We start from the raw sequence: 20,874 nt of genomic DNA, 5'->3' as shown, positions 1-20,874 counted from the left end.
CAGTCGCGAACGGAAGGCGGCAACGATGAGTCAGGAGTGGACCTTCCCGGCCTCCTTCGCCCAGGAGCGGGTGTGGATGGCCAACCAGCTCGACGCCGGCTCGCCGGTGTTCAACGTGTCCATCCCGTGGCGCTTCCCGGCCGGCCTCGACGCCGAAGCGGCCGGCGACGTGGTCAACCGGGTGGTGGCCCGGCACGAGGCGCTCCGCACCCACCTACGGGTCGACGACGGCGCGCTCGTGCAGGTGGTCCGCGCCCACGAGCCGGTCCCGCTGCCCACCACCGACCTGCGCCACCTGCCCGAGTCCGAGCGGCTGGCCGCGTTCGAGGAGATCCGGGCCGAGCTGGCCCGCACCCCGATCCCGCTGGACACGCCGCCGCTGTGGCGGGCCCGGCTGGTCCGCATCGGCGACGCCTGGGCGCTGGTCTTCGTGGTGCACCACGCCGTCTTCGACAGCCACTCGGCGGTGCTGTTCCACGCGGAACTCGCCGCGTTCGCCGCGGCCGCGCGGGCCGGCGTCGAGCCCGCCGTGCCCGAGCTGCCCATCCAGTACGCCGACTTCGCGGTCTGGCAGCGCGACCAGCTCGCCGGGGCGGAACTGGACCGGCAGCTCGCCTTCTGGACCGGCCACCTGGCCGGCGCGCCGCCGGTGACCAACCTGCCGCTGGACCGGCCCCGCCCGGCCCAGCTCGGCTTCGCCGGCGACGAGGTGCGCTTCGAGCTGCCCGCAGGGCTGCTCGACCGGGTCGGCACGCTGGCGGCCGGCGCGGCGGCCACGCCGTACATGGTGCTGCTGGCCGGTTTCGCGGCGCTGCTGTCGCGGATCTCCGGCGACACCGACGTGGTGGTCGGCGTCTCCACGGCGGGCCGCGACACCCCCGAGCTGGCCCCGCTGATCGGCATGTTCGTCAACCCGGTGGCGCTGCGCTGCGACGTCTCCGGCGACCCGTCCTTCGGCGCGCTGCTCGGCCGGGTCCGGGACGGCCTGGTCGACGCCATGGAGCACGGGCAGACCCCGTTCCAGAAGATCGTCGAGGCGGTCGACCCGCAGCGCGACCCGTCCGTCCAGCCGATCTTCCAGACCGCGCTGAACTACATCCCGGACTCCGGCCTCGACCCGGTGGAGCTGGGCACCACGAAGGACGACCTGGCCTTCGACATCACCGCGGGGGAGTGCCGGCTGGTCTACCGGACCGCGCTGTTCGACCGGGCCACCGCCGAGACGGTGGTCCGGCGGTACGTCGGGCTGCTCACCGCCGCGGTGGCCGACCCGGAGCGCACCGTCGCCGCGCTGCCGCTGCTCACCGACGCCGAGCGCGACCTGGTGCTGGGGGCCTGGAACGACACGGCGCGCGAGGTGCCGCCGGCCACCGTCGTCGACGAGGTGCAGCGGCGGGCCGCTGCCGCCCCGGACGCCACCGCGCTGGTCTGCGACGGCGTGCCGCTCACGTACGCCGAGCTGAACACCGCCGCGAACCGGCTGGCCCGGCTGCTGGTGGCCCGCGGCGCCGGCCCGGAGACCCGCGTCGCGCTCGCCCTGCCCCGCTCCTGCGAGCTGGTGGTGGCGATGCTCGCCGTGCTGAAGTCCGGCGCCGCCTACGTGCCGGTGGACACCGCGTACCCGGCCGGGCGGATCGCGTACCTGCTGGAGGACGCCGCGCCGGCCCTCGTGGTGGCCACTCCGGACACCGCCGCCCTGGTGCCCGGCGGGGCGCTGGTGCTCGACGGCGAGCTCGGCGCGGACCAGCCGGGCGGCGACCTGACCGATGCCGACCGGACGGCCCCGCTGCGCCCCGAGCACCCGGCGTACGTGCTCTACACCTCCGGTTCCACCGGCCGGCCCAAGGGCGTGGTGGTGGAGCACCGGGCGGTGACCGCCTACCTGGCGTGGGCGCGGGACACCTACCCGGGGCTGGCCGGGGCCGCGCTGCTGCACTCGCCGGTCTCCTTCGACCTCACCGTCACGGGCCTGCTCGGCACGCTCACCGCCGGCGGCACGGTCCGGCTCGCCGCCATCGACTCGCCCGCCGCCCGGGCCGGCGGCCGGCCGGCGTTCCTCAAGGTCACCCCGAGCCACCTGCCGCTGCTCGACGCCGAGCTGTCGCCCACCGCCGACCTGGTGATCGGCGGCGAGGCGCTGACCGGCGAGCAGCTCGCCGGCTGGCGGGCCGCCCACCCCGGCGTGGCGGTGACCAACGAGTACGGCCCGACCGAGGCCACCGTGGGCTGCGTGGCCGCCCGGATCGCCCCGGGCGAGCCGGTGCCGCCGGGTCCGGTGCCGATCGGCACGCCCACCTGGAACACTCGCGCGCTGCTGCTCGACGCGGCCCTCCAGCCGGTCCCGCCGGGCGTCGTCGGCGAGCTGTACGTCACCGGCGCGCAGCTCGCCCGCGGTTACCACCGGCGTCCCGGCCTCACCGCCGAGCGCTTCCTGCCCTGCCCGTACGGCCCGCCCGGCGCGCGCATGTACGCCACCGGCGACCTGGCCCGCTGGCGGCCCGACGGCACCCTGGACTACCTGGGCCGCCGCGACGACCAGGTCAAGGTGCGCGGCATGCGGATCGAGCTGGGCGAGGTCGAGGCCGCCCTGCTGGCCCACCCGGACGTCCGAGCGGCCGCCGCGGCGGTGCGCACCGACAGCGGCGAGCCGGCCCTGGTCGGCTACCTGGTCGGCCCCGCGCACGAGGACTCGGTCCGCGCCGAGCTGGCCCGCGAGCTGCCCGCGCACCTGGTGCCGGCGCACCTGGTCCGGCTCGACGCGCTGCCGCTGACGCCGAACGGCAAGCTGGACCGGGCCGCGCTGCCCGCCCCGGCCGCCGCCGCCCCGGCCGAGGGCACCTACGTGGCGCCGCGCACCGAGGCCGAGTCCCTGGTCGCCGAGGTCTACGCCGAGATCCTCCAGGTGGAGAAGGTCGGCGCCCTGGACGACTTCTTCACCCTCGGCGGCAACTCGCTGCGCGGCATGCGGGCCATGGCCCGGATCCGCGCCGAAGTGGACGTCGACCTGCCCATGCGGGCGCTGTTCAGCAGCCCCGTGGTGGCGGACCTGGCCGCCCAGATCGAGCAGCGGATCGCCGCGGAACTCGACGGGCTCTCCGACAGCGAGGTCGCCGCGCTGCTCGCGGCGGAAGAGGAAAGCAGCTGATGACCGACCTGAAGGATCCGGCCCGCGAGGCGGCCCGGCAGGCGCTGATCGCCAAGCGGCTGCGCGCCCGCCAGGCCGCCCCCGCGGCCCGGATCACCCCCCGGCCCCCCGGCGCGGCGGTGCCGCTGTCGTACGCCCAGGAGCGGGTCTGGTTCATGGACCAGCTCGCCCCGGGCGAGGCGGCGTACCACATCGCGGTGCCGCTGCGGGTGCGCGGCCCGCTCGACGTCGAGGCGCTGCGGGCGGCCCTGGCCGCGCTCGGCGCCCGGCACGAGTCGCAGCGCACCCGCTTCCCGGCCGACGCCGACGGCCGCCCCACCGTGGTGGTGGAGGAGTCCGTCGAGGTGCCGCTGACCATCGTGGACGCCCCCGACGAGGCCGCCGCCCAGACCCTCGTGGACGCGGCCGCCGCCGAACCGTTCGACCTGGCGAACGGGCCGCTGCTGCGCGCCCTGCTCATCCGGCTGGCCGCCGACGACCACGTGCTCTTCCTGGGCCAGCACCACATCGTGGGCGACGGCTGGTCGGTGGACGTGCTGCTGCGCGACCTCATCACCCTCTACCGCGGCGGTGAGCCGCCCGCCCTGCCCATCCAGTACGGCGACTTCGCCGTCTGGGAGGCCGAGGAGCTGGACGGGCCGCAGGCCCGGGCGCACGTCGACTACTGGAAGCAGCGACTCGCCGGGATCACCCCGCTGGAGCTGCCGCTGGACCGGCCCCGTCCGGCCACCCAGACCTACCGGGGCGACTTCGTCGAGTTCCAGCTCGACCCGGCGGAGACCGAGGCGCTCAACGCGCTCACCCGGGCCACCGGCGGCACGCTGTTCATGACCCTGCTCGCCGCGTACCAGGTGCTGCTGGCCCGGCACGCCGGCCAGGACGACTTCGCGGTCGGCGCCTCGGTGGCCGGCCGTTCCGAGCCCGAGTTGGAGAACGTCGTCGGCATGTTCATCAACATGCTGCCGCTCCGCGCCGAGCTGGCCGGCGACCCCACCTTCACCGAGCTGCTGGCGCGCACCCGGCGCAGCGTGCTCGACGGTTTCGAGCACGCCGAGGTGCCGTTCGCCAAGGTCGTCCACGAGCTGGGGCTGCCCCGCGACGTCAGCCGCTCCCCGGTGTTCCAGACCATGTTCGTGTTGCAGAACTACGAGATGGGCCGGTTCCGCGGGGTGTCCCGGACCGACGAGGTCACCTTCGAGTGGACCCCCATGGAGCTGCGGGCCACCCGGTTCGACTTCGAGCTGCACGCGGTGGAGACCGTCGACGGGCTCTGGGGCAAGCTGGTCTTCAACACCGACCTGTTCACCCGGGACACCGTCGAGCGGATGGCGCGGCGGTGGACCACCCTGCTGGCCGCGATCGTGGCCGCGCCGGACACCCCGGTCTCCCGGCTGGCGTTGCTGCCCGCCGACGAGCGGGCGCTGCTGGCCGGGTGGAACGACACGGCCGCGGACTTCCCGCGCGACGAGACCCTGCACGGCCCGATCGAGGAGCGCGCCGCCGCCACCCCGGACGCGGTCGCCGTCACCATCGAGGGACGCAGCCTCACGTACGCCGAGCTGAACGCGGCGGCCAACCGCATCGCGCACCGGCTGCGCGCCGCCGGCGTCGTCCCCGAGACCCTGGTCGGGGTCTGCGCGGAACGCTCCGTCGAGCTGGTCGCCGGCCTGCTCGGCGTGCTCAAGGCCGGCGGCGCCTACCTGCCGCTGGACCCGGAGTACCCGGCGGACCGGCTCGCCTTCATGGTCACCGACGCGGACGCGCCGGTGGTGCTGGTCCAGGAGCACCTGCGCGACGTGCTGCCGGCCACCGCCGCCACGGTGCTCGCCCTCGACGACGCCACGGTGTGGGCCGACCAGCCGGCCACCGACCCGGCACCCACGGCCGGCCCCGAGCACCTGGCGTACGTCATCTACACCTCCGGCTCGACGGGCCGGCCCAAGGGCGTGCCGAACACCCACCGGGGCATCGTCAACCGGCTCGACTGGATGCAGAAGACCTACGGCCTCGGCGGCGACGACTCGGTGCTCCAGAAGACCCCGGCCAGCTTCGACGTCTCGGTCTGGGAGTTCTTCTGGCCGCTGCGCACCGGCGCCCGGCTGGTGCTCGCCAAGCCGGGCGGCCACAAGGACGCCGGCTACCTGCGCGACCTGCTGGTGGCCGAGCGGATCACCACGGCCCACTTCGTCCCGTCCATGCTGACGGTCTTCCTCGGCGAGGAGGGCATCGAGGCGGCCACCGCGCTGCGCCGGGTGATCTGCTCGGGCGAGGAGCTGCCGCTGGCCTCCGCGCTCGACTTCACGGCCCGGCTGCCCTGGTGCGGCCTGCACAACCTGTACGGGCCGACCGAGGCGGCCATCGACGTCACGGCCTGGCACTGCGACCCGGCCCGGCTGGCCGTGGCGGCGAGCGTGCCGATCGGCGCGCCGATCGCCAACCTGCGGCTGCACGTGCTCGGCCCGGCCGGCGCCGAATGCCCCGTCGGGGTGGCCGGGGAACTGCACATCGGCGGCGTCGGGCTGGCCCGCGGCTACCACCGCCGGCCGGCGCTGACCGCCGAGAAGTTCGTCCCCGACCCCTGGTCCGGTGAGCCGGGCGCCCGGCTCTACCGCACCGGCGACCTGGCCCGCTGGGTCGTCGGACCGGACGGGGCCGGGGTCATCGAGTTCCTCGGCCGGATCGACCACCAGGTCAAGCTGCGCGGCCTGCGCATCGAGCTGGGCGAGATCGAGAGCGCGCTGCGCGAGCAGCCCGGGGTGACCGAGGCCGCGGTGATCGTCCGCGAGGACAGCCCGGGCGACAAGCGGCTCACCGCGTACCTGGTCGGGCCGGCCGAGCACGCGGCGCTGAAGGCGGCGCTCAAGGACACCCTGCCGGAATACATGGTGCCGGCCGCGTTCGTCACCCTCGACGCGTTACCGCTGACCCCGAACGGCAAGCTCGACCGCACGGCGCTGCCAGCGCCCGTGGTCACCCGCGAGGCGTCGGTGGCCCTGGTCGAGCCGCGCGACGACACCGAGCGCGCGCTCGCCGCCATCTGGTCCGAGGTGCTCGGCGTCGACACGCTCGGCATCGACGACGACTTCTTCGACCTGGGTGGGCACTCGATGCTCGCCACCCAGGTGGTCGCGAAGATCCGCAAGGCGGAGCTGGGCGGCCGGGCGGTCGGCGTCATGGACCTGTTCCAGCAGCGGACGATCCGCGAGCTGGCCGCGTTCATCGCCGGCGACGCCGCCGAGGCCGGCCCGCGCCGGCTGCTCTACGAGCTGACCAAGCCGACCCCCGCCGCCCAGCGGGTGCTCACCTACGTCTGCGTCCCGTACGGCGGCGGCAGCGCCATCGTCTACCAGCCGCTCGCCGACGCGCTGCCGCCCGGGCACGCGCTGTGGTCCCTGGCCATCCCCGGCCACGACGTCGGCCTCAGCGAGGATGCGCTGCCGTTCGACGAGCTGACCACCCGGGTGGCCGAGGAGATCCTGGAACGGGTCGAGGGGCCGCTGGCCCTCTACGGCCACTGCGGCGTGGGCAGCGCCATCGTCGCCGAGGTGGCCCGCAAGGTCGAGGCGGCCGGGCGGGACCTCGACGCCGTCTACATCGGGGCGATGTTCCCGTTCGCCCGCCCGAAGGGCCTCTTCGCGGCCGCCCGCAACCGGCTCGAACAGCTGCGCAGCAACAAGCACTACGCCAGCTGGCTCAAGTCGATGGGCGTGGACACCGACGAGCTGGACCCGGAGCAGGCCGACCGGATCATCAGCAACATGCGGGCCGACTCCCGCGCCTCCGAGGAGTACTTCACCCGGCTGCTCGACCAGCGGGCCACGAAGCTGCGCGCCCCGATCATCTCGGTGGTCGGCTCCGAGGACCCGGTCACCGACTACTACCGCGAGCGGTACGCCGAGTGGCAGTTCCTCAGCGACACCCTCGGGCTGGTCGTCCTCGACCAGGCCGGGCACTTCTTCCTGAAGTACCGGGCCGAGGAACTGGCCGAGATCGTCACCCGGGTGCACCCGGCCGTGGTCGCCGGGGACGTCACGGACCTCGGCCCGCAGGCCCGGGGCGAGGACGCCGGCTGGGCGGTCCTCGACCGGCTCCGGGTCGGCGCGGAGGAGCGGCCGGCGGCCACGACGGTCAAGCCGAGCATGGCCCGCTTCCTGTCGATCACCGTCGGGCAGCTCGTCTCCAGCACCGGCTCGGCGCTGACCGCGTTCGCCCTGCCGATCTGGCTGTTCAACCGGACCGGGTCGGTGGCCGACCTGGGTCTGCTCTGGGCGCTCGCGCTGATCTGCGGCGTGCTCATGCTCCCGGTGGCCGGCGCCATCGTCGACCGGGTCAGCCGGCGCCGGATCATGATGCTGGCCAGCTCCGTGGCCGGCTCGATCCAGCTGGTCCTGGCCAGCCTGCTGTGGACCGACAACCTGGTGCTCTGGCACATCTACCTGCTGGTCGCGCTCAGCTCGGTCGCCGGGTCGTTCCAGCGGATCGCGTTCCAGTCGGCGGTGCCGCAGCTCGTGCCGAAGCGCTACCTCGGTCACGCCATGGGCATCACCCAGCTCTCCACCGGCGTGGCCACCCTGCTCATGCCGGTCTTCGCGGCCGGCCTGCTCGCCGCGATCGACCTGAAGGGCATCCTGCTCATCGACGTGGCCAGCTATGTGGTCGCCGTGCTCACCCTGGCCGTGGTCCGCTTTCCCGACCTGCTCGGCTGGCGGCCCCGGGAGCGGCTGCTGGTGGCCATCGCCAACGGGATGCGCTACTCCTGGCAGCACCGCGGCTTCCGGCTGATGCTCGGCTACTTCGCGCTGGGCAACATCTTCCTGGCGCCCGCGCTGGTGCTCACCACCCCGCTGGTGCTGTCCTTCGGCAGCCCAACCCAGGTGGCCCAGGTGGCCCTCGCCGAGGCGGTCGGCGCGGTGGCCGGCGGCGTGCTCATGTCGCTCTGGGGCGGCCCGCGCAAGCGACGGATGATCGGCGTGCTCATCGGCAACCTGGGCACCGCGATCGGCTGCGTCCTGATCGGGCTGGACGCCTCGCTCGCGATGATCTGCGTGGGCATGTGCTGGCTGGCCATGGCCATGACCACCGCACAGTCGATCTACGCGACCATCGTCCAGGTCAAGGTGCCGCAGCGCTTCCACGGCCGGGTGTTCAGCCTCAACCAGACCATCGCCTGGTCCACCCTGCCCATCGGGTTCGCGCTGCTCGCGCCGGGCGCCACCGTCCTGTTCGAGCCGATGCTCGCCCCGGGCGGGGCGCTGGCCGGGTCGGTCGGCGCGGTGATCGGCACCGGACCGGGCCGCGGCATCGGTTTCGCGTACGTCTGCTTCGGGGTGGCCCTGATCCTCATCACCCTCGGCGGCTTCGCGATCCGCCTGCTTCGCCGATTCGACCTGGAGGTCGAGGACTCCCTGCCCGACGACCTGATCGGCGCGCAGGAGCGGGAGCGGCGGCTCGCCGCCCGGGCCGCCGAGCGGGAGAAGGTCGCCGTCTGAGCCACGGGGGCCTCCGGTTCCGGCCGGAGGCCCCCCACGCTCACCACTGCACCGGCGGGTCCGCCACCTCCTCCTCGGGCAGCTCCGCCGGCTCGGCCACCCACCCCGAGTAGACCGGCAGCCCGTGCCACGGCCCGCCCGCCTCGTCGGTGGCCACCGCCACCACCGCGTACGGGTGCCCGAACCGCAGCTCCGCGACCCGGGCGACCCCCTCTGGCGGCAGCCCGGCCGCGACGCCGAACGCCGTCACCGCGGCGGCCTCGAAGCCGTACCGCCCGAACCGGGCCACCGCCGACTGCACCGCCTCGAACGGCGGCTCCGCCAGCCCGAGCAGCGCGCCCAGCGCCCGCGCCGCCCCGTCGAAGCCGAACCCGGCCGGGGTCAGGTCGTGCCGGCTCTCCGCCGACCAGCAGGGCAGCACCGCCGCGGCCCGCTCCTCCCGGCCGTCCCGGGCGAACGTCCGGGTCGGCTCCTCCCGCAGCGTCCACAGCGGCGTCTCGCCCAGCGGCAGGTCGAACAGCGACCGGCGACCCGGCTCGGTCCCGGCCGGAACGGTGGCGGCCGTCGCGCCCAGCTCCTGCGCGGCGGCCAGCACGTCCACCGCCGGCACGTCCGGCGCGGCGGCCACGGACACCACCAGCAGGCCGGCCCCGTCGTCCGCCGGTCGCGCCGGCGCGACGTGCACCGCCACGTCGCCGGCCCGGTCGGTGGCCGCCACCCAGCAGCGGTGCCCCCACGGCGGCGTGCGCAGCACCCGCCGCAGCCGGCCGGCCCAGGCGCTGCCGGCCCCCAGCTCGGCGGCGGGCGCCACCTGGAACGGGTCGGCCCAGGACACCCGGGTGGCCAGCGCGCTGGCCAGGATCAGCAGGGTGTCCGGGGCGACGACGACCGGGAACCGCTCGATCAGGCCGCCGGTGCGCTCCCGGGCCCAGGCGTCCAGCGCCGCCTGGTCGGGCAGCGGGCCCCGCTCGGTGCGTTCCGGCAGGCCGGCCCGCCAGGCGGCCAGCTGCTCGAACGGCGTCCGCTCCCACAGCGCGGTCGCCGCGGCGACCAGCGGGTGGGGCTCGGCGAGCAGCGCGCGGGCCGCCGCGGCGGCGTCGTCCGCGTCGGTGCCGAGCGCCTCGGTGAGGGTCGCCCGGGCCTCCCCGGTGGCCGCCGGGCCGGTCAGCGCGAGCAGCAGCCAGGCGCCCAGCGTCGAGGCGACCTGGTGGGCGTCGCCGGCGGCGCGGTGCAGCCGCTCGGCGTAGTGGGCCAGGGGTGCGTGGAGTGGGTTCACCGCTCCACTGTGCCGGTCGGCGCGGCTCACGGCACGCCCGTCAGGACCACAGCTCGAACGGCTCGTCGATCTCCTCGCCGGCGAGGAACGCCGGTAGCAGCTCCGGCAGTCGTCCCGGGTAGCAGCGGGGGCGCTCGGCGATCACGTCGGCCACCGGCCACCAGCGGAACCCGAAGTAGTCCTCCACCTCGTAGTCCAGCCGGTCCGCCTCGTCCACGTCCGGCCCCGGCCCGGGCAGCCGTACCGGCACGACCACCTCGTCCTGGAGGTGCCGCCGCTGCCGATGCCGGAAACTGGCCCGCCGCCGCCAGGTCGGCGCGCCCACCTGCGCCGGCGCGACCACGATGCCGGCCTCCTCGCGCAGCTCCCGCACCGCCGCCTCCAGGTAGGTCTCCCCGGGGTCGAGCCCGCCGCCGGGCAGCTCCCACCAGGTGCCCAGCACGGGATGGTCCGGGTCGCGGGTGTGGAACAGCAGCACCCGCTCGGTGGCGTCCAGCACCACCAGCCGGACCGCCTCCCGCTCGAACAACGGCAGGTCGTCGGGCAGTTCCGGATCCACGGCATTCCCTCCCTCTCCGGCGGCGGCGACCGGCCGGCCCTGCCATGATGGCGATCATGTCGCAGCTCTTCGGTGAGGTGGCCGGCGCCTACCACGAGGCCCGCCCAGGCTATCCGGCCGAGATCGTCGCGGCGATCCGCGCCTACCACGGCGGAACGCCCGACCTCCTGGCCGAGGTGGGCGCCGGCACCGGCCTGGCCACCGCCACCCTGCTCGGCCTCGGCGCGCCGACCGTCTGCGTCGAGCCGGACCCCCGGATGGCAGCGGTGCTGGCCGCGCGCTTCCCGCAGGTCGACGTGGAGACGGCCGCCTTCGAGGAGTGGACCCCGCCGGCGGGCGGCGTGTCGGCGCTGGCCTGTGCCATGGCGTGGCACTGGCTCGACCCGGCCACCCGCAACCGGCGCGCGCACGACGCGCTGCGCCCCGATGGCACCCTCGCCGTCTTCGGCCACCGCTACGACTACGTCGACCCGGCCCAGCGTGCGGCCATCCGGGCGGCGTTCGAGTCGGCCGACCCGCAGCGGCAGGCCGACCGCCCCGAGACCTGGTTCCGCGACGACATCGCGGGCAGCGGCCTCTTCACCGACGTCCGAGCGTCGCTGTACCGCCGCGACCTGCCGCTGGACACCGCGGCCTACCTGCGGCTGGTCGCCACCTTCTCACCGCAGCTGCGCCGCCCGCCCGCACTGCGGGAGCGGGTCCTCGCCGCGCTCGTCGCGACGATCGACGGGTTCGGGGGCAGCGTGGTCCTCGACCTGCGCACCACGCTCGTCCTGGCCCGCCGCCCCGCCTGACCCGTGCCCGCCTGACGCCGGCCCGGTCAGCCGGTGGTGCCCGCCACCTCGGCGTGCCGCAGCCGAACCGGAGTGCCCCGGCGCAGCGAGTTGGGGATCTCCGCGATGGCGTCCACCCGGGCCACGAGGTCGCGCAACCGCGCCTCGGCCGCATCGCCCTCGACCCGCACGTCGTAGCCGACCTCGGTGGAGACCGCCGGGTCGCCGGTGAAGTCGCCGTGCACGGTCACCTCGACCCGGTGCAACGTGATCCCGGCGGCCCGCGCCTCGCGGAACAGGTCGTTGGACACGCAGCCGGCCACCGCCAGGTAGAGCAGCTGCCCGCCGTTGAAGCCGAGCCCGTCGCCGCCGCCGTCCGCAGGGCGGTCCACCACCAGCGTGAACGGGCCCGCCGCGCCGATCGCCGCGGGCCGGCCCGGCAGGCTGCGCGTACGTACCTCGAAGGTCATGCCGACCACCTCCGCTTCCGGCCAGGCCGAGTCAACCACCCCGGGCCGGCCGGCGGCGATCGTCGCTTCAGTCCGAACCGGCGTCGGCCACCCGGGCTACGTCGGCCGGCAGCGGGTACGGCCGCTCGAACGGCGTCCGCTCCCACGGCGCGGTGGCCGCGGTGACCAGCGGGAGCGGCTCGGTGAGGCCGCTGCGGGTCGGCCGGCTCGAAGGCCGCCCGGACGGCTGTGTCAGCCGCCCAGGATCGCGTCGCCTCGCGGGGTACGCAGGTAGAAGACCAGGCGCCCGGCCCGCCGCCGCGTGACCAGGCCGGCGTTCACGAGTCGCGTGAGGTGGGCCGAGACCCCGCTCGGGGTCAGCCCGGTGCGGCGGGCCAGCGACGTCGTCGTCGACGGCGTCGCGAGCTCGACCAGAAGGGTTGCGCGAGCCTGGCCGATCACCGGGGCGAGGTCGGCCGCGGGCGGCTCGCTGTGCCACATCGCGCCCACGCCTCGGGTGGGATATCGCAGCACCGGAGCCCAGGGCTCGGACGCCTTGACGAAGACGTTCGGCCACGCGAACAGCGACGGCACGAGCACCAGGCCGCGACCGCCGAGTTCGTAGTCCCGGTCCAGACTGGGCCGGTCCACGGACAGGACGTCGTCGGACCACGAGATCGCGGGATCGAGTTCGGGGAACATCCGCTGCGGACCGTCGTCCGCCAGCCGCCGCGCCCGGAACATCACGTCGCCCTCCAGGATCCCGCGCATCCGACCCCAGTGCGGTGCGAGCGTGAGGCCCCAGTAGGTCCGCATCTGGCCCACGATCATCGGCAGGGTACGGCGGGGCGCGCGGCGCAGGTCCGACAGTGAGGCCGGCAGCCGGTCGCCGTATACCGCGTCCAGCTCCTCGCGCACGACCGCCGCCGGCGTCTCCCGCACCGCCGCGAACTCCGCCTCGGGCTCGGCGACCGGTGAGTGCGGCGCCGGCGCGAGGAAGCCCGGCAGGTGCCGCTCCGGTGCGATCACCAGGTCGCGCAGCTGACGCAGGCCGGGTGAGGCCAGCACCGTGGCACGGTGTCGGGTCACCCAGGGCAGGTGCACGGCGTGCGCACCGGGATCGCGGAGGACACGCAGACTCGCGACGACCTCCCAGGCGGGGGAGATCGCGAACCTGATACTCGCGAGGTCGGCCAGGGACAGTGACATCCGCAGCATCAGATCGGCTCCACGAGGATTCACTGTAATGCGAATCGTTGGCGCACTGCGGCGGCCGACGCCGAAGGTTCGGGCATGTCGATCCAGTACGCCTCACGTCGCGGGCACGCCGCTGCCCGGTCCCTGCCCCGCGACTTCGCTCGCTACCTCGTGGCCGCGGTTGCGGCGAAATGGGGCTTCAACATCGCCAAGGTGGCCGTTCCGCTCGTCGCGATCACGTCGCTCGGCGCCGGGCCGGGCGCGGCGGGTTCGTTGGCCGCTGCGGGTACGGCCCCGTTCCTGCTGCTCGGGCTGCCGGCGGGCGCATGGCTGGACCGGGTTGCTCGTCGCCCGGTGATGGTCGCCATGGATCTGACCCGATTCGTGCTGATCGGCTCGGTGCCGGTCGCTGCCGCGGCTTCCGCCCTGACCATGACCCAGCTCTGGGTGGTGGTGTTCCTCAACGGCGTCGCGACCGTCTTCTTCGACGTCGCGATGCAGAGCCACCTGCCGGACCTTCTCGGGGGTGGCGACGGCGGGCGCCTGGTCGCGGCCAACGGGCGACTCGGCGTCGTGGACCAGATGGCGTTGATCGGCGGACCCGCGCTGGCCGGCTGGCTGATCGGCCTGTCGACAGCGGCGGCGGTCCTGGTCGCGACGGCGCTCGGCTACCTGTGGTCGGCGCTCTGGATCCGCCGCATCGAGCGGCCGGAGCCGCGTCGGGTCGACGTCGTACGACGCTCGCTCGCGGCTGAGGTGCGGGAAGGCCTGTCGTTCGTCCGGCGCAACCACACGCTGCGTGCGATCGCCGCGGCCGGCGCGCTCGTGAACTTTGCGACCGCGGGCACGGTGGCGATGCTGCCGCTTCTCCTGGTGCAGGAACTGCACTGGTCGGAGAGCCAACTGGGCCTCTTCCTCGGTGCCGGCGGAATCGGTGGCCTGCTCGGGGTGTTCGGTGGGCAGCGGATGTCGAGAGTCTTCGGCGCCGGCCGGTCGGTGCTCGCGATCGGGCTGGCCATCGCCCCGGTCTCGCTCGTGCTGCCGCTCGTCGGTCAGCCCGTTCCCGGGCTGGTCGCCGCGGTGGCGTGGGCACTGGTGATCTTCAAGGTCGGCTTCGACGGGGTGGTCCTCATGTCGTTCCGCCAGCACGTCACGCCGTCACGGCTGCTGGGACGCGTCAACGGCACCCTGCGCGTGATGTTCAGTGGCGCGCTCACGCTCGGCGCGGCGACGGCGGCATACGTCGGTGACCACGCCGGTCCGCGCGCCGCCACCTGGGTCGCCTGCGCCGCGCTCGCGCTGGTGTGGGTGCCGATCCTGCGCTCCCCGATGCGCCGGCAGACCCTCGACGCCCCCGGAAGCCCTGCCGCCGGCACCGGGTGAGGTGCTCGTCGCGCTGGTGGGCCAGGGCCCGTCAAATCGGCGCTGCTGCCGAACCGGCCCCGGCCGGGTCACGGCGTTCCCCCGCGAGGCGCGAGAGCGGGGCCGGGGATAGGCTGCCCGCCGTGGCAGGTCTGTTGAGGAACGTGGCGTCGCGGCTCGGCCGGATCGCCGGGGGCGCCGCCGCGCCCACCCGTACCGCCCGGCCGATCCCGGCTCAGGTCGCCCGGCGCCGCCAGGTCACCGTGCTGCAGCGGCGCGAGCTGGCGTACGCGCCGGAGCCGGACGGGCAGGCGGACCCGGGGGAGATCGTCTGGACCTGGGTGCCGTACGAGGACGACCCCCGCCAGGGCAAGGACCGCCCGGTGCTGGTGGTGGGCCGGCAGAGCCGCACGCTGTTCGGGCTCATGCTGTCCAGCCAGAGCGACCGTGACGGCCAGCGGCACTGGCTGGCGCTGGGCCCGGGGGAGTGGGACCGGGACCAGCGGCCGAGCTGGGTCCGCCTGGACCGGGTGCTCACCATGCGCGAGGACAGCATCCGCCGCGAGGGTGCGGTGCTGGACCGGCGCCGGTTCGACCGGGTGGGCCAGGCGCTGCGGGCCGGCTACGGCTGGCGCTGACGGGCGCCGCTCAGCACTCGCCGACGAGTTGGCGGGCCGCGCGGGCGGCGCCGACCGTCTTCGCCTGGTACATGGCGGCGTCGGCCCGGCACAGCGCGTCGGTGAGCTGGGTGGGGCCGTGCACCGGGGCGAGCCCCACCGAGGCGGTCACCCGCACGCTGCGGGCGCCCAGCGGGATGGGCGCGGCGAGCGCCTCGCAGAGCCGGCGGGTGGCGTGCTCGATCCACCGCCGGTCCACCGTCGGGCTGACCAGCAGGCCGGCGAACTCGTCGCCGCCGAGCCGGGCGACCAGGTTGTCCCCGGCGAACGCGGCCAGCCGCTGCGCCACGCTGACCAGCACCTGGTCGCCTGCGGCGTGGCCGTAGCGGTCGTTGACCTGCTTGAAATCGTCGAGGTCGAGCACGATCGCCACGAGCGGCTTGCCGGCGGCGTCGGTGAGCAGGGTGGCGGCCAGCCGGAAGAAGGCCCGCCGGTTGGGCAGCCCGGTGAGCGGGTCGTGGCTGGCCGCATGCCGCTCGGCCGCCAGCTCGGCGTGGAGCAGCTCGATCTCGGCCTCGGCGCGCAGCGCCCGGCGGCGTAGCTGCCAGGCGGAGACCAGGGCGCCAGCTGCGGAGATGCCGGAGGCGACGGTCATCGGATCCGGCACGCACCCTCCCTCACCGCGGCCCCGGCCTCGCCGGACGGTGCCGGGCCGGACCTGTTCTGTCTGCTCGCAACCGGGATCCGGGTAACCGAACGTGAACGTCCGGGTACACCGCACGTGCGATATCATGCTCGCTGTCCATTGCAGATGCAATAGCAGATGCACGTGCATCCGTCCTCTGTCGACAGCCCCCGTCGCCACCCACCGCTCCTCCCCGCGGCATCGGCTGGCTCTTCCCACGAAGGACGCCCCTGTGCCCCACCCCGCGAACGGCGTACCCACCTCCGAGCTGCCGCCGGTGCGGTGGCTGAAGAGCCGCCGCAGCAACCCGAGCGGCAACTGCGTCGAGCTGGCCGAGCTGCCGGACGGCGGCGGCATCGCGGTGCGCAACTCCCGCCACCCCGAGGGGCCGGCGCTCATCTACACCGTCGACGAGATCGCCGCGTTCGTGCTCGGCGCCCGCGACGGCGACTTCGACCACCTGATCGCCCGCCCGCCGTCCCGCTGACGGGACCGGCCTCCTCCGTCCGGAGGAGTTCACCTCACTGTCGGTCCATGGCATGCTTACTCCTCGCCGGGCTGGGGCGTCCGGTGCGGACAGTCGGCAAAGGACGGCCAGGTGACGACGGTGCCCGTCGAGGGAGGCCCGACCAGCGGTCCGACCGTGCTGCGGATGCTGCTCGGGGTCCGGCTGCGCCGGCTCCGGGAGGGCGCCGGGGTGAGCCGGGAGAGCGCCGGCTGGGAGATCCGCTCCTCCGAGTCCAAGATCAGCCGGATGGAGCTGGGCCGGGTCGGCTTCAAGGAGCGCGACGTCGCCGACCTGCTCACCCTCTACGGCGTCACCGCGCCGGACGAGCGGGCGGCGTTGCTGAGGCTGGCCCGCGATGCGAACAGCCCCGGCTGGTGGCAGCGCTACGGTGACGTGCTGCCCGGCTGGTTCCAGTCCTACCTGGGGCTGGAGGCCGCCGCCACGCTGATCCGCACGTACGAGGTGCAGTTCGTCCCGGGGCTGCTGCAGACCCCCGCGTACGCCCGGGCGGTGGTCCTGCTGGGCCACCGCGACGCGCCGCCGGCGGAGGTCGACCGGCGCGTGCGCCTGCGGATGGAACGCCAGGGACTGCTGCGCCGTGGCGATCCGCCGCAGCTCTGGGCGGTGCTCGACGAGGCGGTGCTGCGGCGGCCCGTCGGCGGCGCCGCCGTGATGCGCGAGCAGGTGGACGCGCTCATCGAGGCGACCGCCGTGCCGCACGTCCGGCTCCAGATCGTCCCGTTCGACGCGGGCGGGCACGCCGCCGCCGGTGGGGCCTTCAGCATCCTGCGCTTCGGCGACCAGGACCTGCCGGACATCGTCTACATCGAGCAGTTGACCAGCGCGGTCTATCTCGACAAGCGCGACGACCTCGACCACTACGGGACCGCGATGGAGCGGCTGTGCGGCGAGGCCGCGCCGCCCGAGCGCACCCCCGAGCTGCTGGCCCGCATCCGGGACGAGCTCTACCCGGCCTGACCGGGACGGTTTCCGATTGACGTCCGCCGAGCGGCGGAGTAGCTTCTGAATCGATACAGTACTGAATCGATCCAGAAGGGCAGACCGGTGAAGCCGACCCTGCAGGACGTCGCGAACGCGGTGGGCGTCTCCCGCAGCACCGTCTCCAACGCCTACAGCCGGCCCGACCAGCTGTCCGCGGCCCTGCGAACGAAGATCCTCGAGGCCGCGCGCCGCCTCGGCTACCCGGGCCCCGACCCGACCGCCCGCTCCCTGCGCCGCGGCTTCGTCGGCGCGATCGGCGTCCTGTTCACCTCCGAGCTGTCCTACGCCTTCACCGACCCGTTCGCGGTGCGCTTCCTCGCCGGTGTCGGGCAGGTGGCCGAGCAGCACGGCGCCAGCCTGCTGCTGGTGCCCCTGCCCCGGGACCGCGAAGGGGCCCGGGCCGCCGTCGACAACGCCGCGGTCGACGGCTTCTGCGTCTACTGCGTCGGCGACGAGGAGCACGTGCTCGGGGCGATCCGGGACCGGGGGCTGCCCCTCGTCACCACCGCCCCCGCCGCGGCCGGCCCCGCCGACCGCTTCGTCGGCATCGACGAGCGCGCCGCCGCCCGGTCCGTCGCCGCCCACGTCGCCGGCCTCGGGCACCGGCGGGTGGCCCTGCTCGGCGACACCGTGCTGCCCGACGCGCCGCCCGGGCCGCTGCGGCTGGCCGATCCCGGCGACGCCCCCCGCCCCACGACCCACGGCCGGCTCAGCGGGTTCGCCGACGCGTTCGCCGCCGTCGGCGTCGCCTGGCCGGAGATCACCGTGGTCAACGCCGCCGGCAACAGCCGAGCCGCCGCCGCCGCGGCCATCGCACCGGTGCTGGCCGGCGACGACCCGCCCACGGCCGTGCTGGCCTGCTCCGACGTGCTGGCGCTCGGCGTGCTCGACGCGGCCGGCCCGCATTCCGGCCTCTCGGTCACCGGCTTCGACGACGTCGCCGAGGCCGCCGACGCGGGGCTGACCACCGTCCGGCAGCCGGCCGAGGAGAAGGGTCGGCTCGCCGCCGCGCTGCTGCTGGAGCCGCCGGCCGACCCGGCCGCCGGCCACCTCCTGCTCCCCACCGACCTCGTCATCCGGACCTCCACCGGTCCCGTCCCCAGGAGTTGACCATGGAACAGTCCACCGGATTCGTCCTCGCCGTCGACGCCGTGACGCGGCACGTGAACTCCGCCCGCCCCGACGCCCCGGTCCGCCCCGACCGGCCCCGCGCCCCCCGGCTGGCGCCCACCCGGCTGGCCGCCGCGGCGGCCCTGCGCCGCCTCGCCGACCGGATGGAGCCCCGCCCGGCCGCGATGCCCAGCTGCCGGTCCTGACCCCGGTCGACCGCCCGGCCGGGTGGCCCGCACCACCCGGCCGGCGCCCCGTTCGGTCGAGAAGCGCCCGATCGGCGCGGAACCGGGCACCGGGTTGGTGCGTCGCCCCTGCGGCCAGGCACACTGGACCACCATGTCGCCGTTCACGCCCTCGCTCCGGCTGCACGACCGGTACGTCCTGCGCGAGCGCATCGGGCTCGGCGGGATGTCCGAGGTGTGGCGGGCCGACGACGAGGTGCTGCACCGCCCCGTCGCGGTCAAGGCCCTCGCCACCCAGCTCGCCGCCGACCCGCAGCTGCGCGCCACCATCCAGCGCGAGGCCCGCGCCGCGGCGCGGCTCACCCACCCGCACGTGACCCAGGTGTACGACTACGGCGAGGCGACCCTCCCCGACGCCTCGGTGGTGCCCTACCTGGTCATGGAGCTGGTCGAGGGCCAGACCCTCACCGACCGGCTGACCGCGGGGCCGCTCGCCTGGCCGGAGGCCGTCCAGCTGGCCGGGCAGATCGCCGCCGCCCTGGCCGCCGCGCACCGGATCGGCGTGGTGCACCGCGACATCAAGCCCGGCAACGTGATGCTCACCGAGACCGGGGCGAAAGTTCTCGACTTCGGCATCGCCACCCTGGCCGGGCCGCGGCACCCCCTCGCCGGGCAGACCGGCGAACTGCTGATGGGCACCCCGGCGTACTTCGCGCCGGAACGGATGACCCCCGGCCCGGCGAACCCGGCCAGCGACGTGTACGCCCTCGGCGCCCTGCTCTACCGCACCCTCACCGGGCGCGCCCCGCTGCCCGTGCAGACCTGGGACGACGTGCTCGACGTGCAGGCCCACCGCCCCCCGGTGCCGCCGCTGCGCATCCCCGGGCTGCCCGCCGACGTCGCCGAGCTCACCCTGGCCTGCCTGGCCGTGGACCCGGCGCGCCGGCCCACCGCCGCCCAGCTCGCCACCCGGCTCGGCGCCGGCCGCCCGGCCGACCCGCCCACCGCGATCCTGCCCACCGTGTCCCGGCCGGAGCACCCGCCGACGCTGATCGAGCGGGCGCCCCGCCCGGTCCCGCCGCCGCCCGCGCGGCCGGCCGCCCGGTCGAACCGGCTCGTCGGGGTGCTCGTCGCCGCCGGGGTGGTGCTGCTGCTCGCCCTGGTCGGCACGCTGCTGCTCGACCACGACCCCGACACCACGACCGGCGCCGGGCCGGTCGTCGGGCTGTCGACCGGTCCCTCGACCGGCACCGGACCGGCCGAGGAGCCCGGCCCGTCGGAGCCGTCCGCGCCGGCCACCTCCGGCCCGGCCGGCACCCGGCCCGCGCCGGTCACCCTGCGCCAGCTCGCCGCGCAGTTCGCCGACGTGCTCGACGGGGCGGTGGCCGACGGCCGGCTCGACCCGAAGACCGCGAACGACCTGCGCGAGAAGGCCGCCCAACTGGACCGCGGCAAGCCCAGGGACCGGGCCAAGCGGGCCGAGGACCTGCGTGAGCGGATCGACGACCTGGCCGAGGACGGCAAGCTCGACGACGACACCGCCGCCGCCCTCCAGGACCTGCTCGACGCGTACGCGGGTCTGCGCGAGGGCGGTCGGGGCGAGGGCTGAGCCGCCCGGCTCAGGTCAGCCGGACCGGGTCACCCGCCCGGACCTGCCCGGCGCGCACCACCTGCGCGTACGCGCCGACGCACGGCTGCGGCGCCATCCCGTCCAGCGGCACCACCCGGTTCAGCCGGGCCGGTACGCGCAGCGCCTCCGGCTCGCGGGGGAGCGTGCCGTGCGCCAGCGTCGGCACCGCGCAGCGGGGTGTCGGCGCCAGCACCCGCAGCACCAGCTCGGCGCCGACCCGCAGCTCCCGACCCGGCCAGTCGTTCTCCTCGAACCCGGCGCCGGCGGTGTCCAGCACCAGGTTCGGCCGGTAGCGCACCGGGTCCACCGCGCCGGACGGCAGCTCCGCCCCGACCCGGCGCAGCGTCGCGGTGGTCAGCAGGTGCACCGGGGCGAAGTCGACGAAGCCGCCCGGCGGCGCCGCGCCCCCGAGCCGCCCCTCCTCCACGGGCACCGGCACGGCCACCCCGGCGGCGAGCACCTCCTCGGGGCGGGACCGTTCGAGCACCGCGTCCGGCGGCGGGGTGTCGATCAGCGTCACCGGCTCGCCGAGCAGCGTGGAGAGCACGTCGTCCACCCCGTCGTCGCCGGCCGACACGCTGCGGCCGTCGGGCAGCGTGATCCGCACCGCGCCGTCGCCGCCCGTGGCCGCCAGCGTGGTCAGCGCCCGCCACCGGTACGGGTTCTTGGCGCTCGCCACCCGCCCGGTCTCCCGGTGCAGCAGGGCCAGCCGCCGGTCCCCGGCCAACCCGGCCTCGTCCACGGCGGCGGCGTCGAGGTCCTCACCGAGCAGCGATTTGACCGGGTAACGCCGGATGCGCACCACCCGCCCGATCACCGGTCCGCCACCCGTCGTCCCGGGTCGTCCCCGCCCACCCGGCATGCTGCCCGTCATCGGCTCCCCGCCC

At 75.4% G+C, this 20,874-nt stretch carries 16 protein-coding genes; 10 read left to right on the top strand and 6 right to left on the bottom strand.

Annotation, left to right across the window (positions count from 1 at the left end; translation table 11 throughout):
* The first annotated feature begins 25 nt into the window (after window positions 1-25).
* Together RMN56_RS32145 and RMN56_RS32140 are read left to right on the top strand one after the other, a co-directional pair.
* A complete protein-coding gene (locus RMN56_RS32145) occupies window positions 26-3,145 on the top strand; it encodes a non-ribosomal peptide synthetase (RefSeq protein ID WP_313721629.1) in 3,120 nt (1,039 codons plus the stop codon).
* On the top strand, window positions 3,145-8,634 hold the full coding sequence (locus RMN56_RS32140) for a non-ribosomal peptide synthetase/MFS transporter (RefSeq protein WP_313721628.1): 5,490 nt from the start codon (window positions 3,145-3,147) through the stop codon (window positions 8,632-8,634). The genes RMN56_RS32145 and RMN56_RS32140 overlap by 1 nt, the downstream gene beginning before the upstream one ends.
* Before the next feature lie 40 nt (window positions 8,635-8,674).
* On the opposite strand, the gene RMN56_RS32135 is transcribed toward RMN56_RS32140, so the two are convergent.
* On the bottom strand, window positions 8,675-9,910 hold the full coding sequence (locus tag RMN56_RS32135; protein WP_313721627.1) for a hypothetical protein: 1,236 nt from the start codon (window positions 9,908-9,910) through the stop codon (window positions 8,675-8,677).
* Between the two features lie 40 nt (window positions 9,911-9,950).
* Complete coding sequence (locus RMN56_RS32130; protein WP_313721626.1) at window positions 9,951-10,469, bottom strand: NUDIX hydrolase; 519 nt, start codon at window positions 10,467-10,469, stop codon at window positions 9,951-9,953.
* Window positions 10,470-10,525: 56 nt separating this feature from the next.
* Between RMN56_RS32130 and RMN56_RS32125 the strand changes: the two genes are divergently transcribed.
* Window positions 10,526-11,263 carry a class I SAM-dependent methyltransferase gene (locus tag RMN56_RS32125; protein WP_313721625.1) on the top strand — a complete coding sequence of 246 codons (738 nt, stop codon included), beginning with the start codon at window positions 10,526-10,528 and terminating at the stop codon, window positions 11,261-11,263.
* Window positions 11,264-11,289: 26 nt separating this feature from the next.
* Here the strand turns inward: RMN56_RS32125 and RMN56_RS32120 are convergent, their stop codons facing one another.
* Window positions 11,290-11,712, bottom strand: a complete 423-nt coding sequence (locus RMN56_RS32120) for an OsmC family protein (protein ID WP_313721624.1) — start codon at window positions 11,710-11,712, stop codon at window positions 11,290-11,292.
* A 231-nt stretch (window positions 11,713-11,943) separates the two neighbouring features.
* Window positions 11,944-12,909 carry an ArsR/SmtB family transcription factor gene (locus RMN56_RS32115; protein WP_313721623.1) on the bottom strand — a complete coding sequence of 322 codons (966 nt, stop codon included), beginning with the start codon at window positions 12,907-12,909 and terminating at the stop codon, window positions 11,944-11,946.
* Window positions 12,910-12,984: 75 nt separating this feature from the next.
* Here RMN56_RS32115 and RMN56_RS32110 point away from each other — a divergent pair, with 75 nt between their 5' ends.
* Together RMN56_RS32110 and RMN56_RS32105 are read left to right on the top strand one after the other, a co-directional pair.
* Window positions 12,985-14,271, top strand: coding sequence for an MFS transporter (locus tag RMN56_RS32110; protein ID WP_313721622.1), 1,287 nt, complete (start codon window positions 12,985-12,987; stop codon window positions 14,269-14,271).
* Between the two features lie 122 nt (window positions 14,272-14,393).
* Window positions 14,394-14,888 (top strand): type II toxin-antitoxin system PemK/MazF family toxin, encoded by a 495-nt coding sequence (locus tag RMN56_RS32105; RefSeq protein ID WP_313721621.1) that lies wholly within the window; start codon window positions 14,394-14,396, stop codon window positions 14,886-14,888.
* Window positions 14,889-14,898: 10 nt separating this feature from the next.
* On the opposite strand, the gene RMN56_RS32100 is transcribed toward RMN56_RS32105, so the two are convergent.
* Window positions 14,899-15,534: a GGDEF domain-containing protein gene (locus RMN56_RS32100; RefSeq protein ID WP_262285270.1), complete on the bottom strand. Its 636-nt coding sequence runs from the start codon at window positions 15,532-15,534 to the stop codon at window positions 14,899-14,901.
* A gap of 250 nt (window positions 15,535-15,784) precedes the next feature.
* Here RMN56_RS32100 and RMN56_RS32095 point away from each other — a divergent pair, with 250 nt between their 5' ends.
* The 5 genes from RMN56_RS32095 to RMN56_RS32075 all read left to right on the top strand — a co-directional run bounded on the left by RMN56_RS32095 (window position 15,785) and on the right by RMN56_RS32075 (window position 19,966).
* Entirely contained in the window at window positions 15,785-16,039 is a 255-nt protein-coding gene (locus RMN56_RS32095) for a DUF397 domain-containing protein (RefSeq protein WP_313721620.1), read from the top strand.
* Between the two features lie 111 nt (window positions 16,040-16,150).
* On the top strand, window positions 16,151-17,038 hold the full coding sequence (locus RMN56_RS32090; protein WP_313721619.1) for a Sco1979 family transcriptional regulator: 888 nt from the start codon (window positions 16,151-16,153) through the stop codon (window positions 17,036-17,038).
* 87 nt (window positions 17,039-17,125) lie between these two features.
* On the top strand, window positions 17,126-18,172 hold the full coding sequence (locus tag RMN56_RS32085; protein ID WP_313721618.1) for a LacI family DNA-binding transcriptional regulator: 1,047 nt from the start codon (window positions 17,126-17,128) through the stop codon (window positions 18,170-18,172).
* A 2-nt stretch (window positions 18,173-18,174) separates the two neighbouring features.
* Window positions 18,175-18,378 carry a hypothetical protein gene (locus tag RMN56_RS32080; RefSeq protein ID WP_313721617.1) on the top strand — a complete coding sequence of 68 codons (204 nt, stop codon included), beginning with the start codon at window positions 18,175-18,177 and terminating at the stop codon, window positions 18,376-18,378.
* Between the two features lie 133 nt (window positions 18,379-18,511).
* The gene (locus RMN56_RS32075; protein WP_313721616.1) at window positions 18,512-19,966 is read left to right on the top strand and encodes a serine/threonine-protein kinase; all 1,455 of its coding nucleotides are present in this window, start codon (window positions 18,512-18,514) and stop codon (window positions 19,964-19,966) included.
* Between the two features lie 10 nt (window positions 19,967-19,976).
* Here the strand turns inward: RMN56_RS32075 and RMN56_RS32070 are convergent, their stop codons facing one another.
* Window positions 19,977-20,804, bottom strand: coding sequence for an MOSC domain-containing protein (locus RMN56_RS32070; protein WP_313721615.1), 828 nt, complete (start codon window positions 20,802-20,804; stop codon window positions 19,977-19,979).
* Window positions 20,805-20,874 lie beyond the last annotated feature (70 nt).

Origin of the sequence: Micromonospora halotolerans (assembly GCF_032108445.1) — a bacterium.
GTDB lineage: Bacteria > Actinomycetota > Actinomycetes > Mycobacteriales > Micromonosporaceae > Micromonospora > Micromonospora halotolerans.
The sequence above is the reverse complement of the archived record's forward strand: the minus strand, read 5'-3'. Positions and strand labels throughout refer to the sequence as shown.

Coding starts and splice junctions, on each gene's coding strand:
- RMN56_RS32145 (WP_313721629.1), top strand. CDS start 26: ATGAGTCAGGAGTGGACCTTCCCGGCCTCCTTCGCCCAGGAGCGGGTG.
- RMN56_RS32140 (WP_313721628.1), top strand. CDS start 3,145: ATGACCGACCTGAAGGATCCGGCCCGCGAGGCGGCCCGGCAGGCGCTG.
- RMN56_RS32125 (WP_313721625.1), top strand. CDS start 10,526: ATGTCGCAGCTCTTCGGTGAGGTGGCCGGCGCCTACCACGAGGCCCGC.
- RMN56_RS32120 (WP_313721624.1), bottom strand. CDS start 11,712: ATGACCTTCGAGGTACGTACGCGCAGCCTGCCGGGCCGGCCCGCGGCG.
- RMN56_RS32115 (WP_313721623.1), bottom strand. CDS start 12,909: ATGCTGCGGATGTCACTGTCCCTGGCCGACCTCGCGAGTATCAGGTTC.
- RMN56_RS32110 (WP_313721622.1), top strand. CDS start 12,985: ATGTCGATCCAGTACGCCTCACGTCGCGGGCACGCCGCTGCCCGGTCC.
- RMN56_RS32080 (WP_313721617.1), top strand. CDS start 18,175: ATGGAACAGTCCACCGGATTCGTCCTCGCCGTCGACGCCGTGACGCGG.
- RMN56_RS32075 (WP_313721616.1), top strand. CDS start 18,512: ATGTCGCCGTTCACGCCCTCGCTCCGGCTGCACGACCGGTACGTCCTG.